Below are 23594 nucleotides of genomic sequence, written 5' to 3'. Positions count from 1 at the left end.
ACAGGCCGGTTGTATTACCCACTGACGACGGGGGGAGATGTTGTGGTGGAGCGTAATCGGACGGAAGTGCCGGTGCCCGTGACAGTGGTGTCGCTGTTGGAGAGGTGGGTGGATCGGGCGCCCGGCGCGGTGGCGGTGGTGTGCGCGGGGCAGCAGCTGTCGTACGGGGAGCTGGATGCGTGGGCGAACGAGGTGGCGTGGCGGTTGCGGGATGCGGGTGTGGGGCCGGAGACGACGGTGGGGGTGTGTGTCGAACGGCGTGTGTCGGCGATCGTGGCGATCGTGGCAGTTTTGAAGGCTGGCGGCGCGTATCTACCGCTGGATCCGGGACAACCCACCGACCGGATCGCGCAGGCGCTGGCCGATACCGGCGTATCAGTTCTGGTGGCGGATGCCAGGACGCGGACGACTGTGGCGTTGGCATCGGACATCCGGTGGGTGCCAGCGGAGCAGCTCTCGCCCTACGGAAGAGCTGATCGCCCGATACCGGTGGCCGGGCCGGAGAACGCCGCGTACCTGATTTTCACGTCGGGGTCGACCGGGCGACCGAAAGCGGTTGTGGTGGAACACCGCTCATTACTGAACCTGTGCTCGTTCTTCGCGGACAGCGGTATCTATCCGGACCCAGCGATATCGCGAACGACTGTGGGTTTGTTCGCGTCACTGGTCTTCGATTCCTCGGTAAAGCAACTGCTGCCGATGATGTGCGGGCATCTGCTGCATGTGATTCCGGAAGCGGTGCGGCGCGATGCGCACGAGCTGATCGAATACATCCGCCGGCATCGAATCGACATGGTGGACGCGACGCCGTCACTGGCGCGGCTGCTGCTGGAACAGGGATTGTTCGACAATGACGAGTGCGAGTCCGCTTCGCCGCGCGGATTGCTGCTCGGCGGCGAGCCCGTCGAGCAACAAATGTGGGATCGGCTAGCCGCTAGCGCCCGCGTTTCCTACAACCTCTACGGGCCAACTGAGTGCACTGTCGACACCACCTGGTGCCCGATCGAACCCGGCCCTCCGGCGGCGATCGGTGTGCCGATCAATAACTCGCGGGCATATGTGTTGGACGGGCTCGCACATCTGGTTCCGGTGGGTGTGGTGGGGGAGTTGTACGTGGGTGGTGTGGGGGTTGCTCGTGGCTATGCGGGTCGAGGGGGTGCGACCGCGGCTCGGTTTGTGCCGGATCCATTCGGGCCAGCGGGGTCGCGCCTGTACCGGACCGGGGACGCGGTGCGGTGGACGCGGGCGGGGGTGCTGGAGTTCGTCGGCCGACTGGACGACCAGGTGAAGGTTCGTGGTTTTCGGATCGAGCCGGGGGAGATCGAGTCGGTGCTGGTTGGCCATGCCGCAGTGGCTCAGGCAGCGGTGGTCGCACGGGAGGATCTGCCGGGGGATGTGCGACTGGTCGCCTACGTCGTCCCCCGGGCCGACGCCGATCGCGGTGATGAGACGCAAGCCGACGGTGGGACCGAGTCGGGAGTGCGGGTCGATGGTTCGGCCGGTGGGCAGGTGGCCGATTGGCGGGCGATTTTCAACGATGTGCAGGGGCAATGGGGTGATGTGCCAGGTGATTTCAACGTGTCGGGCTGGAACAGCAGCTACACGGGCGAGCCGATCGCCACCGAACAAATGCGGGAATGGGTCGACGCCGGCGTGACTCGGGTGATGGCATTGGGCGGCCACCGGATACTGGAAATCGGGTGTGGCACCGGCTTATTGCTGTCGAGGCTGGCGGCGGACGCGCGGGAATACGTCGGTGTGGACTTCTCGGCGCAGACGTTGGCGGGATTGCGGAAGGAGTTGGACGAGCGCGGTCTGCACCGGGTGCGGTTATTGTGCCGGGAGGCCGATGACCTGGGTGATCTGCCGATAGACGGGTTCGATGTGGTGATCGTGAACTCGGTGGTCCAATACTTCCCGGATCTGGAATATCTGGTTCGGGTGTTGCGCGGAGCGGCCCGCGTGGCCGCCCCCGGTGGGCATGTGCTGATCGGTGACGTGCGAAACCTGCGCGTGCTCGAAGATTTCCACACCAGGGTGCACGCCGCGAAACGTGGTGATGCGGCGGTGTCGGTGGCCCGAGCCATGGCCGAGGAAAGCGAATTGGTGATCGACCCGGCATTCTTCACCGGCCTGCCCGAATTGCTGCCCGAGGTGACCGGGGTCCAGGTGATGCCCCGGCGAGGCCGGTTCGCCAACGAGATGACGCAATACCGGTACGACGCCGTGCTGCGGGTTGGCACGCCCGTGCCACGGATCGCGGTCGAGCACTGGCAGGACTGGACCGACGAACCATCGCTGCGGCAATGGCTGGACCGACAGCACACCGGCGCGATCGGAATCAGGGCAATACCGAACGCACGCATGTACCAGGCCATTTCCGGCGCGGTCGACCCCGAACAGATCCATCAACTCGCCGCCACGTATGGATACCGAGCGGTGCTGAGCTGGGCTGACACCGACAACGCCGGCCGGTTCGACGCCGCGTTCCTGCCCGAGGATCCGAGCACGGAGTCCGACCGAACCCCGATGCCGTGGATCGACTTCCCGGTCGTGCCGACCTCACCGACCCGACCAGCCAACAACCCGCTACGGGGACGCCGACTGCAACAACAACGCCGCGACCTACCCGCCCTGCTACACAAGCACCTCTCGAACTCGCTACCCGACTACATGATTCCCGCGAGCTTGGTCATCCTCGACGCACTCCCACTCACACCCAACGGCAAACTGGACCGACGAGCACTGCCCGCGCGAGACTCTTCGGCCACCGTCGGTTATCGGGCTCCGTCGACGCCGACCGAGGAAGTGTTGTCCGGTCTGTTCGACGAGCTGCTTGGAGTCGATCGCTCCGGCCTCGATAGCGATTTCTTCGCGCTCGGTGGAAACTCGTTGCTGGCCATGCGCCTGATCGCCGCGATCCGACGATCGTTCGGCAGGAACATGGCGGTACGCGCGATCTTCGAAGCCCCGACCGTGGCAGGCTTGGCGCGAAGAGTCGAAGCCGATGCGAATGCTTGATAAACGGACGGATTTCTTGTCCGAGCCCTGCCCCACAGCGGATCTGCACGTATTCGTATCTATCCAGCCAACTGTGCACGCAGTTCGATCAAGAGGGCGGGGCTGATCGGAACAACGAGGTCGACGTTGCGGTCCGCCGGGCTGCCCGCCGAATGCGGTCCGCCGACCCGACTCGGCTCATTGCAGGACAGCTCGCGATGCAGGCTGGCCAGGTCCCACAGGTCGAGGGTGGGGCCAGGTTGTGGGGGCGCCGCGTGATCGATCATGGTTGATCGGATCACCAGGAGGTTGTCGGGCGAATCCGGTTCGGGCAGTAGGAGTTCCAGTGATCGAGCCTGGACGGGCCATTCGCACAGCCCGGAGGTGATCACGTGCCAGAATCCGCCGTGCGGGCCCGGGTGCGGGGTGATCGAGTTTCGGTGTTCGTGCCCGGCGAGCCAGAGTACGACGTTGTCGAAGCGGTGCAGGATCGCCTCGAGGTCGGCGGCGAGGTAACGCGGCAGGTCGGCTTCTGGTCCCTCGGTTGTGTTGTCCAGCATGGACATTCCGTGATGGGAGGCCAGCAGGACGACCCGGTCGCGGTTGCCGGTCCGCACCGGGGCGCCGTGCTCGTCGAGATGCGTGGAGTGCACCTCGGTCAGTCGATCGATCAGCCAATCCCGTTGGCGCGCACCGATACTCCCCGTGACGTGCCCTGCGGGGTTGGTGGTGTCCAGCACGATTATCCGGACGCCGGGCAGTGCGTCGTAGCAGTAATAGGCCGTACCGTCGGTGAGATTCTGTTCGGTGAACCCGTGACCGGCGGGCTCGGCCGGACTGTCCAGGTGCGCCCGAATGTATTCGGCGCGGTCGACCAGTCGTCGGTCTGCGCGCGGCTGGATCGGCAGGGCCGGACCATCCGATAGAGCTGTCGGGTCGGCCAGATAGGACCGCATCGGGTCGTCCGGGACCTGGACGGGGATGCCGACCGGTCGGCGATCCCCGGTCACCAGACGCTGGAAATCGGGAGTCACCGGTGCGCGCCCCTGCGCCAGACAGTCATGGTTGCCGAAGCACGCCAGCCACGGGGCGCCGAAGCCTCGGGTGGCGAAGGGAATCGCCGCTGCCGCAAGCAATCCCGGGACATCCGGGAATCCATGGTCGCGCTTGTACCGGTCCCTGGATTCGGGCTCGGGATTGTAGAACTCGCCCGATACCGTGTGCGAAGGATGTGTCTGCTTGTCGACAACGCCGAACGCCGGATCGAGCTCGACGCCGCCGTCCAGCAACGCCAGCACCGCGCGCAACTCGTTGAGCTGCGCGTTATCGGTGTTGTCGCCGGTGGTGACGACGAACGCGGCGTCGATGTCGCGGATGGTGCGCGCCATCGCTTCGAAGGCCTGCAGCGCGACGACTTCCTGCGGGCGGTAGGCAGGGAACATATCGTCCCAGCCGGGCCGCCCGGCCAAGCGCTGCAGGAAATCGAGGCGGCCCGGCGAAAACGGGTCGGCGAGCTGGAAATCGGTGATGTGCACGAACCGCAGCAGTCGGCGGCCGCCGCCCGGTTCGGCGCCCGGCGCGAGTTCGGTACGCGGCGTGTGTAATTCGCCGGGGGCGGTGGCCAGCGTGCGGTACCCGGCCGTGTCGCCGGGTACCAGGGTGTGATCGCGAGTCGACATGGGGTCAGCGCGCTACCGCGTCGGATTCTGGTGTCCGGGAAGGTGATTCGGTGAGTTCCTCCAGCGTGCGTCCCTTGGTTTCCGGGGCGAGGGTGATCGCGATGGCCAACCCGATCGCACCGGCGATGACGAAGATCCACAGCACGTTGTGCAGCCCCCACGCATTGATGAGGGTGGGTAGCAGCAGCGTGCCGGTGATCGCCCCAACCCGCGAGACGGCGGTGCCGAGCCCGTTCGCGGTCGCCCGCACTGAGGTCGGGAAGACCTCGCTCGGATAGACCAGGTTCACGATGCCGGGCCCGGAGTTCGCGAACAGGACCGCGATACCGAGCAGGGCGACGAGGGCGGCAAGCCCCGGCTCCCGCAGCAGCGCGAGCACCGTCAGCGCGACGAGCATGCCGGCGAATCCGATGATCAGCAGCGGGCGCCGGCCAACGCGGTCGACCAGCGACGCACCGGTGAAGGCCCCGACAACACCGACAAGCGCGATGATCAGCGAGCCGGCGTAAATGCCCGTGGTGCTGCTGGTGACCTGCTTGAGGATCGTCGGCGTGTACAGGGTGATGCCGTAGTAAGCCAGGGTGTACATGAACCAGAAGCCGCAGCAGAAGAAGGTCATGCGTAGCAACGGCATGGTCAGCAGGGTGCGCCACGGGGTGCGGTGGCCGGTGTGTGCGGTGGCGAGCACGGACTGGGTGTCGCCGAGGTCGGTCAGCACGGCGCGTGCCTGCTCGGTGTGCCCGTTGGACGCCAGCCAGCGCGGCGATTCCGGGATGCTGCGCCGCATCCACAGCACGATCAACGCGAAGACCGCGCCGAGCACGAGCATGATCCGCCAGGTGTGCTCGCCCGCGAACGGCACGAGGATGAGCGCGAACACGTAGGTGCAGGCCGCGCCGATGAACCAGGTGGCGCCCAGTCGGCACATCAGGCTGCCGCGGCGCTTGGCCGGTGCGTATTCGGCGAGCAGTGAGGTCGAGATCGTGTAGTCAGCGCCGATCGCAAGACCGAGCAGGAACCGGCAGATCAGCAACTGCCAGGCGTCTTGGGCCACCGCGGCGAGCACCGCGAACACGACGAACCCGAGCAGGTTCACCAGATACATCTTCTTACGGCCGAGCCGGTCGGTGAGCCTGCCGAACACCAAGGCGCCGAAGAACATTCCGATGACGGCCGACGCGGTCAACGCGCCGGTCATCAGCGAAGACAGATGCCACTGTTTGGCGACGGTCGGCAGTGCGACCGCGATCACCGTGATGTCGTAGCCGTCCAGGAACATGCCAGCGGCCGAGAGCACGGTCACTTTGCGATGGAACGCCGAAAGCTTGGTCGAGTCGAGAACGGAAAAGGCATCGTGCGACACGATGGTCCCTTCGTGGGAGCGAGCAATTTACTCAATCGTTTTAGCAGTGGTAGAAGCGCTATTCCAAGCATCGGCCGACGATGGCGCGCACTGTTCATCTTGGTTCAGCCTCCGTTCGCTAAGGTGTCCCTTTGTGGCAGCCGGGATCACTCAGCGAGATATCGCGTCCTCGCTCGGGGTGTCGATATCGGCGGTGAGTCTGGCACTGTCCGGCCGTGCCGGTGTCGGCGAGCAACTACGCGAGCAGATCCTCGCCCGCGCCGCCGAACTGGGGTACCGGCCCAATGTCTCCGCCGTCGCGCTGCGGACCAGGCGGACCAAGGTGCTCGGCCTGCTCATCCGCAACCTGCGCAACCCACACTTCCTCGACGTGATCGACGGCTTCGACGAGACCTGCGCCAGCGCGGGCTACGACGTCATGGTCGGATCCTCCCGATACGACCCGGACCGGGAGCGGGAACTGCTCGACGCCTTCGAAGACCGGGCGATCGATGGGCTTGCGATCGCGCCGATCGGCGCGAGCCGTCAGGTGCGGCAGTGGCACGCATCGACCAAAAGGCCGGTGGTCCTGCTCAATTCGGCCGAGGGCGGCGACCGGCAGACGACGATGAGTGTCCGATCCGACCAGCGCACGGCGGTGGATCTTGCGGTGCGCCACCTGGTCGACCTCGGCCACCGCCGACTGGCCATGGTGATCGCCCCACCGGACAAATCACCGGATCCCGAACGCTGGCAGCGGTTCCACGTGCTCAGCGCGCAACTTGATTTCGCCGCGACCGCCGTGACCACCGAACTCTCCGCCGATGCCGCACGGGTCGCGGTCGCCGACGCGTTGCGGGGCGCGCCCGAGGTACGGCCGACCGCGTTCGTCGCCAACAGTGATTACATCGCGCATGCCGTCTACCTCGCGGCCGCGGACTGCGGATTGCGCGTGCCCGACGATGTTTCCGTCATCGGACACGACGATCTGCCCACCTCGGCATCACTGTCGCCGCCGTTGACCACGATCGGTGTGAACCGTCGCGAAATCGGCGAGCGCGCCGCCACGCTGCTCATCGGCACCCTCGCCGGTCGTCCACCGGAGGACCCGGACGTCATCGTCGCGGTGGACCTGCGCGTCAGATCCTCCACCGCGCGGCCGACCGTATAGCGCGCCGGATCGCCCGCGATTTCACGCAGCGGGAACGCCCGTAGGAAGTGACCGGTGTCAGGCCCGCGACCGGGTCTCCTCGGATCCGCCAGGCAGGGTGATCCAGATCACAATTCGGTGACGGTTATGCCGATTCCACCTGAAACCTTTCCAAATGCTTTGCGAAGTCTTTACTATTACCCAGACCTTCGCGTCAACCGGGCCGCCGCTCTCGAGTGGCTGAGTTACGCCCCGCTCGCTTTCGATGCCAGTACATGTTCCACCGATGAACCGGGACGGCACACGTCCGCCCGGCGAAGGAGAAATATGTCCACCGACACCGATTCCGCACCACGGACGTCGCCGCGCCACCTCGCTTTCTCCGCACGTCTGGCCAGTATCGGCCGCCACGATCTACCCGCCTCCATCGTGGTTTTCCTTGTCGCACTACCGCTTTCCCTCGGCATCGCGGTCGCCTCGGGCGCACCCGTCGCCGCGGGCCTGATCGGGGCCGTGGTCGGCGGGGTGGTCGCGGGGCTGGTCGGCGGCTCAGCGGTGCAGGTGAGCGGGCCGACGGCGAGTCTCACCGTGATCGTCGCCGAGAGTGTGCACCAATTCGGCTGGGCCGCGACGTGTTTCATCACCGTCGGCGCCGGTGCGTTGCAGATTCTGTTCGGGTTGAGCAGGGTCGCCCGCGGCGTGTTGGCGATCGCGCCGGTGGTGGTGCACGCGATGCTGGCCGGGCTCGGCGTGATCATCGCGCTGCAGCAGGTGCATGTGCTGCTCGGCGGCGCGTCGCTGAGTTCGTCGTTCGACAGTCTCGTCCAGCTGCCGCATCAGCTGATGTCGGTGCATCGCGGCGACCTGCTGATGGGGCTCGTGGTGATCACCATCCTGATCGCCTGGAAGTTCGTGCCGCGCCAGGTCAGGGTGGTGCCGGGGCCGCTGGTCGCGGTGGTGGTCGCGACGCTGCTGTCGCTGGTGCTGCCGACCCATGTCGAGCGTCTGGTCCTGAACGGCTCGCTGCTCGACTCGATCGGACTGCCCGCCATTCCGTCGGGCAGCTGGACCGCGATCGCGATCACCGGCGTGACCATCGCGCTCATCGGCAGCGTCGAAACGCTGCTGTCCGCGGTCGCCGTTGACAAGTTGCGGCCGGGAACCTCGACCGACCTCGATCGCGAACTGATCGGGCAGGGTTCGGCCAACATGGTCTCCGGCCTGCTTGGCGGACTGCCGGTGGCGGCGGTGATCGTGCGCAGCATCACCAATGCGCAAGCGGGCGCGCAGAGCCGGGCGGCGACGGTGCTGCACGGTGTCTGGGTCCTGCTGTTCGCGGTGGCGCTTGTCGGTCTGGTGCAACAGGTCCCGAAGGCGGCGCTGGCTGGGCTGCTCATTCTCATCGGCGTGCAGCTGGTGAAGTTGGCGCACATCCGGCTCGCTCGGCGCACCGGTGATCTCTACGTCTATGTCGCGACGGTGCTGAGTGTGGTGTTCCTGAACCTGTTGGCGGGCATGGTGATCGGGCTCGCGCTGTCGTTCGCGCTGCTGCTGTGGCGGGTGGTCCGGGTGACGATCATCGCGGAACCTGTTGCGAGCGCGCGACGTTGGGTGGTGACCATCGACGGCACCTGCACCTTCCTCGCGCTGCCGAAGCTGTCCGCCGAGCTGGCCAAGGTGCCTGCGGGGGTGGACGTGACGGTGGAGATGACGGTCGACTTCCTCGACCACGCCTCCTATGAGCGAATCACCGAATGGGCCGCGCGGCGCGAATCCGAGGGCGGCACAGTCGAATTCGTGGAGATCGGCAGCGCGCGGATGGCGCGGGCGATGGCGGGCCCGCCGGAGCGCGGCAACTCGAGGCAGGTCATCGATCAGGCGATCAGCCCGTGGCGGCGCACCGGCATCCGCGAGGATCCGATCGTCGCGGGCATCGCGGCCTACCACCGCGGGCATGCGCACTTGATGCGCCCGCACCTGGACGGCCTGCGGCACCGCCCCGACGCGGACTCGTTCTTCCTCACCTGCGCCGACGCCCGCATCGTCCCGAACGTCATCACCAACAGCGGGCCCGGCGACCTGTTCACCGTGCGCAATGTGGGCAATCTGGTCCCCACCGCGGGCAGCGACGTCTCGGTCGAGGCCGCGCTGATCTACGCACTGGAGAAGCTGGACGTGCGCGCGGTCGTCGTGTGCGGTCACTCCGGTTGCGGCGCGATGGAGGCGCTGTATCGCGAGGTGCGCACCGGATCGGGGCTCAGCGACTGGCTTGCGCACGCCCGCCCGAGCCTGGACCGCTTCCGCCTCGGCCACCCGGTCGCCGAGGCTGCCGCGTTGGCCGGATTCGGCGAGGTCGACCAGCTCGGCATGGTGAATGTGGCGCTGCAACTGGAGACGCTGCATGCGCACCCGGCCGTGCGGCAGGGCATCGAGGAGCGTGGCGTCGCGGTGTCGGGGCTGTTCTTCGACCTGGCCACGGCCCGGGTGATCGAGGTGACCGTGGACGGTATCGCGGAGTTCGACGATGAGGGCCGCCGTGTTGCCGCTGCGCCGGTTTAACCGGCGCGACGGCCCATGCGTCCCGCCACGTGTCTGTGCGGCAGGCCATATTCGGGGTAGCGCGGAGTTTACGCGCTATTAGCCCCGTTCTCAGGCTTTGCTAAGTCTTTACTCATAGCCTTATTCCGGTTTACCTCTCGACCCATTGGTGCGTCGAGAACTGCTTCACCGCGAGATGCCGGTTCGCGGTCGTGTGCCCTGCTGGACATGTAGATCGTCAACCGACCTCGGCCGTCGTGGCCGAGTTCGGCGAAGGAGATAGTCATGGTCGTCGAGAACGATTTAGCCCCACCGATGTCACCGCAAGCGGAACGGGGCCATAGTTCTTGGCCCAGGTCCGATCGTCTGCGTTCGATTCTTCGCCACGATCTGCCCGCTTCGATCGTGGTCTTCCTGGTCGCCTTGCCGCTGTCGCTAGGCATCGCCGTCGCCTCCGGCGCGCCCGTCGCCGCTGGCCTGATCGCCGCCGTGATCGGCGGTGTGGTCGCCGGTCTCTTGGGCGGCTCCGTTCTGCAGGTGAGCGGCCCGGCCGCCGGACTCACCGTTGTCGTCGCCGAGTCCATCAACCAATTCGGTTGGAAAGTAACCTGTTTCATCGCCGCCGCGGCCGGTGTGCTGCAGATCCTGTTCGGGCTCAGCCGAATTGCGCGGGCCGCGCTCGCCGTCGCGCCGGTGGTCGTGCACGCGATGCTGGCCGGTATCGGCATCACCATTGCGCTGCAACAGATTCACGTGCTGCTCGGCGGATCGTCGCACAGTTCGGCGCTCGAGAATCTCACGGAACTGCCGGGGCAGTTGTTGTCGCTGCACGGCGGTGACGCGTTCATCGGCGCGGTGGTGATCGCCATCATGCTCGGCTGGAAGTACGCACCGGCCAGGCTGCGCGTCGTCCCCGGTCCGCTGGTCGCGGTATTCGCTGGCACCGTGCTCGCCATGGTGTTGCCGACCGGTGCCGAGCGAATTGTGTTGAACGGCTCGCTGTTCGACGCGATCGGTTTGCCGGAGCTGCCGCGTGGTGATTGGTCGGCCATTGTCTTGATGGTTATCACTATCGCCTTGATCGCCAGCGTGGAAAGCCTGCTCTCCGCGGTGGCGGTGGACAAGATGCACTCGGGTCAGCGCACCAATTTCGATCGCGAGCTGATCGGTCAGGGCTCGGCCAACGTGCTCTCCGGGCTGCTCGGCGGCCTACCGGTCACCGGCGTGATCGTGCGCAGTGCCACCAACGTGCAGGCGGGCGCGCGCAGCCGGGCGTCGGCGGTGCTGCACGGCGTCTGGATCCTGGTGTTCTCGGTGATGTTGGCCGCTGTGGTGCAACAGATTCCGAAGGCCGCGCTGGCCGGCCTGCTGATCGTGATCGGCATGCAGCTGGTGAAACTCGCGCACATCCGGCTCGCCCGGCGCACCGGTGACCTGCTCGTCTACGCCGTCACCGTGGTGTCGGTGGTGTTCCTGAATCTGCTGGAGGGCGTGCTGATCGGCCTCGCGCTCGCCTTCGCCCTGCTGCTGTGGCGGGTGGTGCGAGTTGCCATCAGCGCCAGGCAGATTCCGGGTTCGCAGCGCTGGGTGGTCACCATCGACGGCTCCTGCACGTTCCTCGCGCTGCCGAAGCTGTCGACGGAATTCGCGAAGGTGCCCGCCGACGCCGACGTCACCGTCGAGATGACCGTCGACTTCCTCGACCACGCCGCCTTCGAAGCCATCGAGGACTGGGTGCGTCAGCAGGAAAGCAACGGCGGCAGTGTCGATTTCGTGGAAATCGGCACCGCGAGGATGGCGCACGCGACCGACGGTCCGCCGTCGCGCAGCTTCGGGCGCGCGGTATGGACCGACATCCTCGGTCCGTGGCGGCGCAACGAGCACGCCGATCCGATCGCGGCCGGTGTCGCCGCCTACCACCGCAGTCACGCGCACGTCGTCCGGCCACACCTGGACGAACTGCGGGACAGCCAGGATCCGGATTCGTTCTTCCTCACCTGCGCGGACTCGCGGATCGTGCCGAACATGATCACCAACAGCGGGCCCGGTGACCTGTTCACCGTGCGCAATGTGGGCAACCTGGTTCCCGCCGTCGGCGACCCGTCGGTGGACGCGGCGCTCGTCTTCGCCCTGGAGGAGCTGAACGTCCGCTCGATCGTGGTCTGCGGACACTCGTCCTGCGGCGCGATGAAGGCACTGCACTCCGGGGCGCAGGCCGGTCCGGAAATCGACAAGTGGCTCGCGCATGCCCACCCGAGCCTGGACCGGGTCCGGCGCGGTCACCCGGTCGCGGTGGCCGCAGCGCGGGCCGGATTCGGCGAGGTGGACCAGCTGAGCATGGTGAACGTGGCCGTGCAGCTGGAAAACCTGCAGCGCCATCCCGCAGTGCGCGCGGCGGTGGCCGAGCGCGGCGTGACGGTGTCGGGTCTGTTCTTCGATATCGCCAGCGCGCGCGTCATCGAGATCACCGAGCACGGACTCGCCCATATCGAGGACGAGGCGGGTCACCGGGTCACGCCCGAACTCGTCTGATCTACGACCGTCGAGCCCGCCCGAACCGACCAGGTCCGGGCGGTCTCGACGGCTGCGACCTGGGCCGGACCGGGCGGTCTCGTACGCTGGGATCGTGACGGTCGAGCTGGAAGCAAGATCGACGGGGACGGGCTGGCGCGCCTTCCGTGCCCGCGTTGCCGCGCGACCTACGCTGAACCTCGCCTATCGGGTCGGGGTCGCGATGGTCGGCATCGCGGTGCTCTCCGTCGGGATCCTCGCGATTCCCGACAGGGCGCTTGCGAGGACGAGTGTCCGAGGCCGCACCCTGGACCCGGCTGGGCGATCGTGTTCGCCGGACTTGGCATCCTCGCCACCGAATTCGCCTGGGCACAACGGGCACTCGGCTGGCTGCGCGAAAAGTATCGGCAGGGTATGGCGTGGTATTCGCGGCACTATGGATTTTGGGCACGTTCGGGATGGTCGGCAGCTGGATCGGAGTCGAGTGGCAATGGTTACGCAGTCCCCTGAAATGGTGAATACGGTTCCCGGGCGAATGTTGACGCAGCCGGACTGGCTGGCGGCACGGATCGCCGAGATGGGTCACTCGTGGGGGACAACCACACCGAGGATCGCGGGCACGCTGTGGTGGTGCATGGTCGCCTCCGCGCTGGTCGAGCAGATCGCGCGGGCCTACGCGCACGACGAGCAGGCGGTCGAGCCGGTGCTCGACCGCTTCGACTGCGAGGTCCGTCCCGACGGCGGCGTCGAACGCATCCACCTCCTCGCCGAGCCCGACGAAACCACCGAGCCCGGCGCCGCACTGCGGGAAACCCTTGCGGCCGTGATCGGTCCCGTCGCCGAGGTGTCCGGCGCCGGCATCCCGTCGCTGTGGGCGATCGTCGCCGACGCCGTCGGCAACCGAGCCCTCGACGCGGGTTCCCCAGCGGCGGGCACCCGACTGGCGACCGACATCGGCGGCAAGCTCCCCACCCCGCGCTTCGTCGAGATCGGCGGCCGCACCTTCGTCAAACGCATCTCCTGCTGCCTGGTCTACGAGGTCCCCAACTGCGAGATGTGCACAAGCTGCCCCAAACGCCCAGCCGCCGAACGCGAAACCCTGCTCGGCAACCTGGCGGAGCGTGACCAGTAGGACCCCAAACGGACCAACCGATTTCGCAAAAACAAGGGTACGAGCACGATCGCCGACTCCGAAGACGACCGTGTCCCCGAACCGCAGGGCAGGGCGGCGGGGGTGCCATACGACTGGCGACGTCCGACCTGGGCGCGACTGCGTGCCCGCTGGTGGAACCATTCGCGGCCCCGACACCACGGGACGGGGCAGAGGAATCCGGGTCTGGCGACTGCTGATCCTTGCCCATAGTCTCGGCTCATACCGATGCCGAGCGGGGCGGGTGAAAATGGGGCTACTTGGACGTCCGAGATCGTTGGAGGAGCTGCGCGGCCCGCTCAGAAGCTATCGACATCAACCGCCCGTGGCAGCGCGTGCGCTGGCGGACACTGTACTCGACACAGCCATCGTGCCAGGCCCTCGGCGATCGGATGAGCTGCGAACGGTTCTACTCACCGGTGCGAGTGGGTTTCTCGGCGCGTATCTGGTGCACGAGCTGGTAAACCGGCTCGGGGTGCGGGTCTGGTGTGTGGTGCGCGCGACCGGACCGGTGGCGGCTCAGCGGCGGGTCGAGGCGGCGTTGCGGCGGCACCGGCTGTGGAGCGAGACCACCATGCGGAACGTGGGGGCCGTGCCCGGTGATCTCACCGCGCCACGGCTCGGCCTCACCGCCGCTGACTACCAACGCCTGGCCGAGACCACCGATGCCATCGTCCACAACGGGGCTCGGGTCAACCACGCCGAACCCTACGAGCGGCTGCGTGCGGCCAATGTGACCGGCACCGTGGAGATTCTGCGGTTCGCGTGCCGGAGCGCCACGATCCCGGTGCATTTCGTGTCGACCACTTCGGTGGCGGCCCGACAGGACACTCCGGTCCGCGAGATCGTCCCCGGCCTGCCCGGCAATGCCGACGGGTATGTGCTCGGCAAGTGGGTGGCCGAAGTCCTGATGACTCAGGCCGCCGCGCGCGGTCTGCCGGTGCTGATCCACCGTCCCGACCGCATCTGCGGCGCGGCCGCGACCGGCGCGACCGGCACCGATGATGCATTCTGGACGATCATCCGCGCCATTGCCCGCCTCGGCGTGGCACCAGCAATCGCCGACGTGGCCATCAGCTTGGTCCCGGCCGACTATGTGGCCTCCGCGATCGCCCACACCGTCGGTCAGCACCCACGCATCGGCGCGCGGGCACCGGTACATCACCTGGTCAACCACACCTCGATCACACTAGAAGCGGTCCTGGATCGCTTGCGCGCCAACGGCTTTCCTGTCGAGATCGTCGCACCCGAGAACTTCGTCGTCGAACTCTCCAGGGCCGCCCGCACCGATATGGGGATGGCCCGAGCCCTAATCCTCAGCCAGATGACCGGGCCCGGGACAAGCGAGTGGGATGACACCACCACCCGCCGAGCCCTGTCCGGCTCCGGAATAACGTGTCCCCCGATGACCGCCGACCTGATCGACCGCCACCTGGACCATTTGACCGAGATCGGCTTCCTGCCGAACCCCGCCGCATAACCCCGGACCGCATCAACCCGTCAGCTGCTGAGCAATACAAGGATGCGGCGGGCGCGTATCCAGCGGCTCACATCCCAGACGTGCGCGAGTCGAGATACGCCGCATATCGATCGTTCGGGACCGCGGCGTAGTCCAACCGGCGGGGCGATGACCCACCTGAGTGTGCCCTGAAACCCCGCAGTGGCGGACTAGCCGGGTGAGCGTGTGCGCGTTGGTCATGGCATGCCGATAGCATGGTCGCGCCGGGGCACACCGCTTGTCCCGGCCATGATCCACCGCACCCGAGAAACTCCAAGGAGAGCACCGTCGTGACCACCTCAGCCCGCAACAACCCCGCCGTCCTCGTCCGGGTTCCGGCCGGGACGACGGCGGGTGCCGCGGTGCGCGAGGCCGGGCTGCCGACCAAGGGCCCGGACACCATCGTCGTCGTGCGCGACGCGGAGGGTCTCAAAGACCTGTCCTGGATCCCGGACACCGACGTCGAGGTGGAGGCGGTCGCCGCCGACACCGAGGACGGCCGCAGCGTCATCCGGCATTCCGCCGCGCACGTGCTTGCCCAGGCGGTGCAGCAGGAGTTCCCGGAGGCCAAGCTCGGTATCGGCCCGCCGATCACGGACGGCTTCTACTACGACTTCCAGGTCGACAAGCCGTTCACCCCGGAGGATCTGGCCAAGCTGGAATCCAGGATGAAGAAGATCGTCAAAGGCGCGCAGCGGTTTTCGCGTCGTGTGATCGAGGTCGAGGACGCCCGCGTCGAACTGGCCAAGGAGCCGTTCAAGCTGGAGCTGATCAGCGACAAGTCCGGTATCGACGATCCGGAGGTGATGGAGGTCGGCGGCAAAGAGCTGACCATCTACGACAACCTCGATCCGCGCACCGGCGAACGCCTCTGGGGCGATCTTTGTCGGGGTCCGCACATCCCGACCACCAAGTTCATCCCCGCGTTCAAGCTGACCCGCAGCTCGGCCGCCTACTGGCGCGGTGATCAGAACCGCGAAGACCTGCAGCGCATCTACGGCACCGCCTGGGAATCGACGGAGGCGCTGGAAGAACACCTGCACCTGCTCGCCGAGGCCGAACGCCGCGACCACCGCAAGCTCGGCCTGGAACTGGACCTGTTCAGCTTCCCCGACGAGCTCGGCTCCGGCCTGCCGGTGTTCCACCCCAAGGGCGGCATCATCCGCAAGGAGATGGAGGAGTACTCGCGGCGCAGGCATGTCGCCGCGGGTTACGAATTCGTCAACACCCCGCACATCACCAAGGGGCACCTGTTCGAGGTCTCCGGCCACCTCGACTGGTACCGCGACGGCATGTTCCCCGCGATGCACCTTGACGCGGAGCTGAATGAGGACGGCACCGTCCGCAAGCCGGGCCAGGACTACTACGTCAAGCCGATGAACTGCCCGATGCACAACCTGATCTTCCGGGCCCGCGGCCGGTCGTATCGGGAACTGCCGTTGCGGCTCTTCGAATTCGGCTCGGTGTACCGCTACGAGAAGTCCGGCGTGATCCACGGCCTGACCAGGGTGCGCGGCATGACCCAGGACGACGCGCACATCTACTGCACCAAAGAGCAGATGCACGCCGAGCTGACCAGCACCCTGCAGTTCGTGCTCGCGCTGCTGAAGGACTACGGCCTCGACGACTTCTACCTCGAGCTGTCCACCAAGGACCCGGTCAAGTTCGTCGGCACCGACGACATGTGGGAAGAGGCCACCGAGACCCTGGCCAAGGTGGCCGAGGCCTCCGGGCTCGAGCTGGTGCCCGATCCGGGCGGCGCCGCCTTCTACGGCCCGAAGATCTCCGTGCAGGCCAAGGACGCGCTCGGCCGCACCTGGCAGATGTCGACCATCCAGCTCGACTTCAACCTGCCGGAACGGTTCGACCTCGAATACACCTCCTCCGACGGCACCAAGCAGCGGCCGGTGATGATCCACCGCGCGCTGTTCGGTTCCATCGAACGGTTCTTCGGCGTGCTCACCGAGCACTACGCCGGTGCCTTCCCGGCCTGGCTTTCGCCGGTGCAGGCGGTCGGCATCCCGGTCGCGGAAGCCTTTGCGCCGCACCTGGATCGGGTGATCGAGCGGCTGCGGGACGCGGGCGTGCGCGCGCAGGTCGACCGCAGCGACGACCGGATGCAGAAGAAGATCTTCAACAACACCGCGCAGAAGGTGCCGTTCATGCTGCTCGCGGGCGAGCGGGACGTGAACGCCGACGCGGTCAGCTTCCGATTCCGTGACGGCACTCAGGTGAACGGCGTGCCGGTCGCCGACGCGGTGGCCACCATTGTGGCGTGGATCGCGAACCGGGAGAACGCTTCGCCGACCGCGGAGGGCTTCGAGATCAAGGGTGCGGAATGACTGAACGTGCGGCGCCCGAGCTGAATGACGCCGAGGGCGGCATCGTGGACCGAGGTGCGGGCGAACCGGACCGGCTACAGCGGCTGTGGACCCCGTATCGGATGTCCTACATTTCCGAGGCCGCCTCGACCGGCCCCGCCTCGACCGGGCATCCGTTCACCGACATCCCGAAGATGTCCGACGAGGACGGTCTCGTCATCGCCCGCGGCGAGCTGGTCTACGCGGTACTCAACCTGTACCCGTACAACCCCGGCCACATGATGGTCGTGCCCTACCGCAAGGTGGCCAACCTCGAGGACCTCACCCCGGCCGAGAGCGCCGAGCTGATGGCGTTCACCCAGCAGGCCATCCGGGTGATGAAGAAGGTGTCGCAGCCGCACGGCTTCAACGTCGGGCTGAATCTCGGTGGCGTGGCGGGTGGTTCGCTGGCCGACCACCTGCACCAGCACATCGTCCCGCGCTGGGGTGGCGACGCGAACTTCATCACCGTGGTCGGCGGCGTGAAGGTGATGCCGCAGCTGCTCCGCGAGACGAGGGCGCTGCTGTCGGCAGCCTGGAAGGAAGTCCACTAGAAGTGCTGAGCTTCTTCGGCCGCGATACGTTTGCCAAAGCGACTGCGCCGCTGGGCAAAGCGCTGGTGAGCACCGGGCTCACCCCGGATGCGGTGACGGTCATCGGCACCACCGCGTCGATCGCCGCCGCGGTCACCCTGTTCCCGAGCGGACACCTGTTCTGGGGCACCATGGTGATCTGGTTGTTCGTCATGTTCGACATGCTCGACGGCGCGATGGCACGGGCGCGCGGCGGCGGCACGAAATACGGTGCGGTGCTCGACGCCACCTGCGACCGGATGGCCGACGGCGCCATCTTCGGCGGCCTCGCGTGGTGGGCGGTGTTCCACGAGCATCACAAGCCGTTGTTCGCCGCGACCCTGGTGGTGCTGGTGACCTCGCAGGTGATCTCGTACGCCAAGGCGCGCGCCGAGGCCAGCGGGCTCTCCGCCGACGGCGGGATCATCGAGCGGCCGGACCGTCTCATCATCGTGCTCGTCGGCGCCGGGTTCACCGGTATCGGTGGGTATTGGGGTCTCAACTGGCTCACCTACGCCGTGCACGTCGCGATGTGGATCCTTGCTGTGCTGAGCATCGTCACGGTATTCCAGCGGGTGCTCGCGGTGCGGAGTTCGCCGGGCGCGCGTGACGTGCTCACCCCTACTCAGCGACCGGCGCGGCCCGAAAACCCTACGGCGGGACCGGCGAACGCGACGGAGCTGCCAACGTGAGACCGCCATATCGTGGCGGTGTGGTGCAGGAAACGGGGCAATGGTCATGAGTATCGGGGAGCGGTTGAGCGACGTCGGATACGCGGCGGGCTGGCGGCTGGTTCGGGCACTGCCCGAGTCGACGGCGCGGCGACTGTTCGACTGGGGCAGTGATCGCGTCGCGCGCAAGGCGAATCGCGCGTTCCGGGCCGGTGGCGAGCCGAATCAGTTGCGGCGCAACCTCGCTCGGGTAATCGGCGGCACGCCCTCGGACGTGCCGGACGAGCTGATCCAGGCGAGCGTCCGGTCCTATGCGCGGTACTGGCGTGAGGCGTTCCGGCTGCCGTCGATGGACCACGCGGCCATCGGCGGACTTGTGCTGCAAGGAAAGTCGCACCTGGAGGCGGCGCTGGCCGCAGGGCGCGGGGCGGTCCTCGTGCTGCCGCATTCCGGGAACTGGGACATGGCGGGGGTGTGGCTGGTGCAGAATCACGGCACCTTCGCGACCGTCGCCGAACGGTTGAAGCCGGAGTCGCTGTTCGAGCGGTTCGTCGCCTACCGGGAAAGCCTCGGCTTCGAGGTGTTCCCGCTGACCGGCGCCGAGCAGCCGCCGTTCGTGCAGCTGGCGAAGCGGTTGCGGGAGAACAAGGCGATCTGCCTGATGGGGGAGCGCGACCTCACCGGTCGTGGCGTTCCGGTCACCTTCTTCGGCGAGCGCACCTGGCTGCCCGCCGGCGCCGCCAAGCTGGCCATCGAGACCGGGGCGCCGCTGCTGCCGGTGCACACCTGGTTCACCGACGACGGCGCGGAGGGCTGGGGGATGAAAGTCTACGAGCCCATTGATGTTTCGCGCGGGGTCGCGGCGGCCACGCAGGCGCTGGCGGACCGGTTCGCGGCGAATATCGCTGCGCACCCGGCGGATTGGCACATGTTGCAACCACAGTGGGAAAGCGACCTGTCCGAGGCGCGGCTTGCCCGGATCGCGGCCGCGCGGTCCGCCCATGATGAGCCGAATACGGCGGCGGGCGTGGGTGTTTCGGCGGCGTCGCAGGCAGCCATCGATCTGGACGCGGCACCGGGCGCGGACGCGGCGGCGACCCCGAACGGCACGGCAAACGTTGACACGACGGCTCATTCGGACGGCGCCCCGTGAAGATCGGCATGGTCTGTCCCTATTCGTTCGACGTCCCCGGCGGCGTGCAGGCTCACGTGGTCGAACTGGCGCGGGTGTTCATCGAACGCGGGCACCGGGTGAGCGTGCTCGCGCCCGCCTCGGAGGACACACCGCTGCCCGATTTCGTGGTGTCGGCCGGTCGCGCGGTCGCGATCCCGTACAACGGATCGGTGGCGCGACTGTCCTTCGGGCCCATGGCCTACACCAGGATTCGCCGCTGGATCGACGGCAATGATTTCGACGTGCTGCACATCCATGAGCCCAACGCGCCGAGCCTGTCGATGCTCGCGTTGAAGATCGCCGAGGGTCCGATCGTCGCCACTTTCCATACCTCGACCACGAAGTCGTTGGTGCTCAGCACCTTTCAGGGGGTGCTGCGGCCGTACCATGAGAAGATCAGCGGGCGGATCGCCGTCTCGGAGCTGGCCAGGCGCTGGCAGGTGGAGGCGCTCGGCTCCGACGCGGTGGAGATTCCCAACGGTGTCGACGTGCCCGCGTTCGCGCGCGCCCCGATGCTGCCCGGCTACCCGCGCGCGGGGCGGACCGTGCTGTTCCTCGGCCGCTACGACGAACCGCGCAAGGGGATGGACGTGCTGCTCGGCGCGCTGCCCGCGCTGGTGCGCAAGCACAAGGACCTGGAGATCCTGATCGTCGGGCGCGGCGACGAGGACAGGCTGCGCCGCGAGGCGGGCCCGCTCGCCGGGCACCTGCGTTTCCTCGGTCAGGTGTCGGATGCGGAGAAGGCCTCGGCGATGCGCAGCGCGGACGTCTACGTCGCGCCCAATCTCGGCGGCGAGAGCTTCGGCATCATCCTGATCGAGGCGATGGCCGCCGGAACCGCCGTGGTGGCAAGCGAATTGGATGCCTTCCGCCGCGTGCTGCGCGACGGGGCGGCGGGTGTGCTTGTGCCGGTGGGTGATTCGGCGGCGCTCGCGAAGGCCATCGACGGCATGCTCACCGACGACAGTCGCAGGGCCGGATTGGTCGACACCGCGACCCAGGTGGTCGGCGAGTACGACTGGCCGGTGGTGGCCGAGCAGATCCTGCGGGTGTACGAGACGGTGACCGTCGGCGACACCAGGGTGCGGGCCGCCGGATGATCACCTTCTCCGCGACAACGGTTCTCGTTCTCGCGCTGATCGCGGCGGTCATCGTCGCGATCGGCCTCTGGGCCTACTCCACCGCCAACCGGCTCGACCGGCTGCACGTGCGCTCCGACCAGTCCTGGCAGGCGCTCGACGCGGCGCTGGCCCGGCGGGCCGTGGTGGCCAGATCGGTCGCGATGGCGATCGCCGACCCGGTGGTCGATCCGGTGCTTGCCGATCAGGCCAAAGTCCTTGCGCTGCTGGCCGATCGGGCCGAACGCGTCGGGCGCGCTGATCGCGAGACCGTGGAAAACCAGCTCTCCGGGGCGCTGTCGACGATCGACATCGCGAAGTTGCGTCCGCAGATGGTTGCCGAGCTGGCCGATGCCGAGGCGCGGGTGCTCATCGCGCGCCGCTTCCACAACGACGCGGTTCGCGACACCCTGGCGTTGCGCACCCGGCGGTCGGTGCGCATCCTGCACCTCGGCGGTACCGCGCCGCTGCCCACCTACTTCGAGATCACCGAGCGCGCCACCCCGGCCGCGTCCACCGGTCTCACCGTCGACACGACCCGCACCACCGCGCGCATCGTGCTGTTCGACGAACAGGACCGCACCCTGCTGATGCGCGGCAACGATCCGACCACCCCCGACGTCTCATTCTGGTTCACCGTCGGCGGCGGAGTCGACCCGGGGGAGACCCTGCGTGATGCCGCCGTCCGCGAGCTCTACGAGGAGACCGGGCACCAGGCCGATCCGGACAGCCTGCGCGGCCCGATCTGGCGCCGCGTCGCGGTGTTTCCCTTCGACGGTGACCTGATCCGCTCCGAAGAACTGTTCTTCGCCCTGCGCGTGCGCGGTTACGAACCGCGGGCGACCAACCTGACCACCATCGAACGCCGCTCGATTTCCGGCAACAAATGGTGCACCACCGAGGACATCATCCAATTGGACCGTTCCGGTGAGACCGTCTACCCGTACAACCTTGACCAACTGCTCCCCGAAGCCGCTGCGGCCGCCTCCGGTGTCGCCCATCCCGAGGTCCGCTCGATCCGCTGAGCGGGGTGTGATGTGTTTCACGATCGTGCTACGGTCGCGACTGAATTGTCGCGTTCTGGGTAGTGCTTGACGCAAGGCACTCGAATCCGGTGTCGCGGCCCCCGCCCGCGGTGGGGGGAAATGCTCGGTGTGCGGAGGTACGTAATACATGTCCTACCTGTTGTTCGATTTCCTGCTGCCGCTCGTCGGCCCCGCCGCGGCCGAGTACTGGGCACAGTTGCTGGTTGTCGGCCCGCTCTGAGTCGCCGCCGGAAGTTAGCGGTGGGCGGCGAAAGTTCCCCGCTGCGGCTTTCATGGCCTCGCCGACCGGTCCAGTGAGCGCGGTCGGCGGACAGAGCGCCTGGTAGTTGACAAGGCCAGTCATCTCCGACTGGCTATCAAGTGGCCTGGGTGGCCCGCCTAGAATTAGGTCGATTCAATCCCTTGCGACCCGATTGGCGCAGATGACCCAGGAGTTTGCCGTGACGACGCCCGACACCACCCAGACCATCGGCACCGCCCGCGTGAAGCGCGGCATGGCCGAGATGCTCAAGGGCGGGGTGATCATGGACGTCGTCACCCCCGACCAGGCCAAGATCGCCGAAGACGCCGGTGCGGTCGCGGTGATGGCGCTGGAGCGGGTGCCCGCCGACATCCGTGCCCAGGGCGGCGTGTCCCGGATGAGCGACCCGGACATGATCGACGGCATCATCGCCGCCGTCTCCATCCCGGTCATGGCGAAGGCCCGCATCGGTCACTTCGTCGAGGCGCAGATCCTGCAGAGCCTCGGCGTCGACTACATCGACGAGTCCGAGGTGCTCACCCCCGCCGACTACGCCAACCACATCGAGAAGTGGAACTTCACGATTCCGTTCGTGTGCGGCGCCACCAACCTTGGTGAGGCGCTGCGCCGAATCACCGAGGGCGCGGCCATGATTCGCTCGAAGGGCGAGGCAGGCACCGGCGACGTCTCCAACGCCACCACGCACATGCGCAAGATCCGTCAGGAGATCCGCAGGCTCACCTCGCTGCCCGCCGACGAACTGTTCGTCGCCGCCAAGGAACTGCAGGCCCCCTACGAGCTGGTCCGCGAGGTCGCCGAAACCGGCAAGCTGCCCGTCGTCCTGTTCACCGCCGGCGGCATCGCCACCCCCGCCGACGCCGCGATGATGATGCAGCTCGGCGCCGAAGGCGTCTTCGTCGGCTCCGGCATCTTCAAGTCCGGCAACCCCGCCGAACGCGCCGCCGCCATCGTCAAGGCGACCACGTTCTACGACGACCCCGACGTCCTCGCCAAGGTGTCGCGCGGACTCGGCGAGGCCATGGTCGGCATCAACGTCGAGGAACTGCCGGTCGACCACCGCCTGGCCGAACGCGGTTGGTGATTGCGCGCCTTACGCGGGCGATTTGAACTTCACGGGCAGGGACTCAGCTGAGTCCCTGCCCGTGTGCGTTGGGGGTGTGTTGCGGCTGCGCGGAGGTGTGTCGGCGCATGTCGGGTGTGGTGCGGCGGTCGGCCGGTTGGAGATCGCGGCGTTCGTGTCGCGCGAGATCGCGGCAGATGCGTTGTGGGCTGCGCGGAAGTGTGTCGGCGCATGTCGGGAGTGGGGTGTCGGTCGGCGCGGGTGGGAGATCGCGGCGTGCGCGAGATCGCGGCGGGTGCGTTGCGGGCTACGTGGAGGTGTGTCGGCGCATGTCAGGAGTGGTGCTGCGGTCTGTCGCGTTGGAAATGGCTGCGGTTCGTGGGGCGCGCAGCAGGTGCGTCGGCGTATGCCTCGGTTGCGTTGAAGATCGTTGCGGCTTGTGGTGTGCGTGGTCGTTGTGGGT

The 23594-nt window shown here is 67.3% G+C and carries 15 protein-coding genes and 1 pseudogene; 14 read left to right on the top strand and 2 right to left on the bottom strand.

Going from position 1 to position 23594, the window contains the following annotated elements:
• Positions 1-72 precede the first annotated feature (72 nt).
• Complete coding sequence (locus OG203_RS10440) at positions 73-3021, top strand: amino acid adenylation domain-containing protein (RefSeq protein ID WP_405165476.1); 2949 nt, start codon at positions 73-75, stop codon at positions 3019-3021.
• A 59-nt stretch (positions 3022-3080) separates the two neighbouring features.
• Here the strand turns inward: OG203_RS10440 and OG203_RS10435 are convergent, their stop codons facing one another.
• Together OG203_RS10435 and OG203_RS10430 are read right to left on the bottom strand one after the other, a co-directional pair.
• A complete protein-coding gene (locus OG203_RS10435; RefSeq protein WP_405165475.1) occupies positions 3081-4679 on the bottom strand; it encodes a hypothetical protein in 1599 nt (532 codons plus the stop codon).
• A 4-nt stretch (positions 4680-4683) separates the two neighbouring features.
• On the bottom strand, positions 4684-6042 hold the full coding sequence (locus OG203_RS10430; protein WP_405165474.1) for an MFS transporter: 1359 nt from the start codon (positions 6040-6042) through the stop codon (positions 4684-4686).
• A 133-nt stretch (positions 6043-6175) separates the two neighbouring features.
• Between OG203_RS10430 and OG203_RS10425 the strand changes: the two genes are divergently transcribed.
• The 13 genes and pseudogenes from OG203_RS10425 (at position 6176) to pdxS (ending at position 23152) form a co-directional block, all read left to right on the top strand.
• Positions 6176-7192, top strand: a complete 1017-nt coding sequence (locus OG203_RS10425; RefSeq protein ID WP_405165473.1) for a LacI family DNA-binding transcriptional regulator — start codon at positions 6176-6178, stop codon at positions 7190-7192.
• Between the two features lie 306 nt (positions 7193-7498).
• Positions 7499-9730: a SulP family inorganic anion transporter gene (locus OG203_RS10420; RefSeq protein WP_405165472.1), complete on the top strand. Its 2232-nt coding sequence runs from the start codon at positions 7499-7501 to the stop codon at positions 9728-9730.
• Positions 9731-10024: 294 nt separating this feature from the next.
• On the top strand, positions 10025-12241 hold the full coding sequence (locus OG203_RS10415) for a SulP family inorganic anion transporter (protein WP_405167821.1): 2217 nt from the start codon (positions 10025-10027) through the stop codon (positions 12239-12241).
• A 94-nt stretch (positions 12242-12335) separates the two neighbouring features.
• A pseudogene (locus OG203_RS10410) lies at positions 12336-12738 on the top strand (PGPGW domain-containing protein).
• A 17-nt stretch (positions 12739-12755) separates the two neighbouring features.
• Complete coding sequence (locus OG203_RS10405) at positions 12756-13352, top strand: (2Fe-2S)-binding protein (RefSeq protein WP_405165471.1); 597 nt, start codon at positions 12756-12758, stop codon at positions 13350-13352.
• Positions 13353-13695: 343 nt separating this feature from the next.
• A complete protein-coding gene (locus OG203_RS10400; RefSeq protein WP_405165470.1) occupies positions 13696-14850 on the top strand; it encodes a thioester reductase domain-containing protein in 1155 nt (384 codons plus the stop codon).
• A 308-nt stretch (positions 14851-15158) separates the two neighbouring features.
• Positions 15159-17210 (top strand): threonine--tRNA ligase, encoded by a 2052-nt coding sequence (gene thrS / locus OG203_RS10395; protein ID WP_405165469.1) that lies wholly within the window; start codon positions 15159-15161, stop codon positions 17208-17210.
• The gene (locus OG203_RS10390) at positions 17207-17782 is read left to right on the top strand and encodes an HIT family protein (protein WP_405165468.1); all 576 of its coding nucleotides are present in this window, start codon (positions 17207-17209) and stop codon (positions 17780-17782) included. The genes thrS and OG203_RS10390 overlap by 4 nt, the downstream gene beginning before the upstream one ends.
• Before the next feature lie 2 nt (positions 17783-17784).
• On the top strand, positions 17785-18492 hold the full coding sequence (gene pgsA / locus OG203_RS10385) for a phosphatidylinositol phosphate synthase (protein ID WP_405165467.1): 708 nt from the start codon (positions 17785-17787) through the stop codon (positions 18490-18492).
• A 46-nt stretch (positions 18493-18538) separates the two neighbouring features.
• Positions 18539-19624: a phosphatidylinositol mannoside acyltransferase gene (locus tag OG203_RS10380; protein ID WP_405165466.1), complete on the top strand. Its 1086-nt coding sequence runs from the start codon at positions 18539-18541 to the stop codon at positions 19622-19624.
• Positions 19621-20745 (top strand): glycosyltransferase family 4 protein, encoded by a 1125-nt coding sequence (locus OG203_RS10375; protein ID WP_405165465.1) that lies wholly within the window; start codon positions 19621-19623, stop codon positions 20743-20745. Before OG203_RS10380 ends, OG203_RS10375 begins: the two co-directional genes overlap by 4 nt.
• Positions 20745-21788 (top strand): NUDIX domain-containing protein, encoded by a 1044-nt coding sequence (locus OG203_RS10370; protein WP_405167820.1) that lies wholly within the window; start codon positions 20745-20747, stop codon positions 21786-21788. Before OG203_RS10375 ends, OG203_RS10370 begins: the two co-directional genes overlap by 1 nt.
• 443 nt (positions 21789-22231) lie before the next feature.
• Positions 22232-23152 (top strand): pyridoxal 5'-phosphate synthase lyase subunit PdxS, encoded by a 921-nt coding sequence (gene pdxS, locus OG203_RS10365; protein WP_405165464.1) that lies wholly within the window; start codon positions 22232-22234, stop codon positions 23150-23152.
• The last annotated feature ends 442 nt before the right edge of the window (positions 23153-23594 follow it).

Origin of the sequence: Nocardia sp. NBC_01499, from assembly GCF_045040275.1 — a bacterium.
Taxonomy (GTDB): domain Bacteria; phylum Actinomycetota; class Actinomycetes; order Mycobacteriales; family Mycobacteriaceae; genus Nocardia.
The sequence above is the reverse complement of the archived record's forward strand: the minus strand, read 5'-3'. Positions and strand labels throughout refer to the sequence as shown.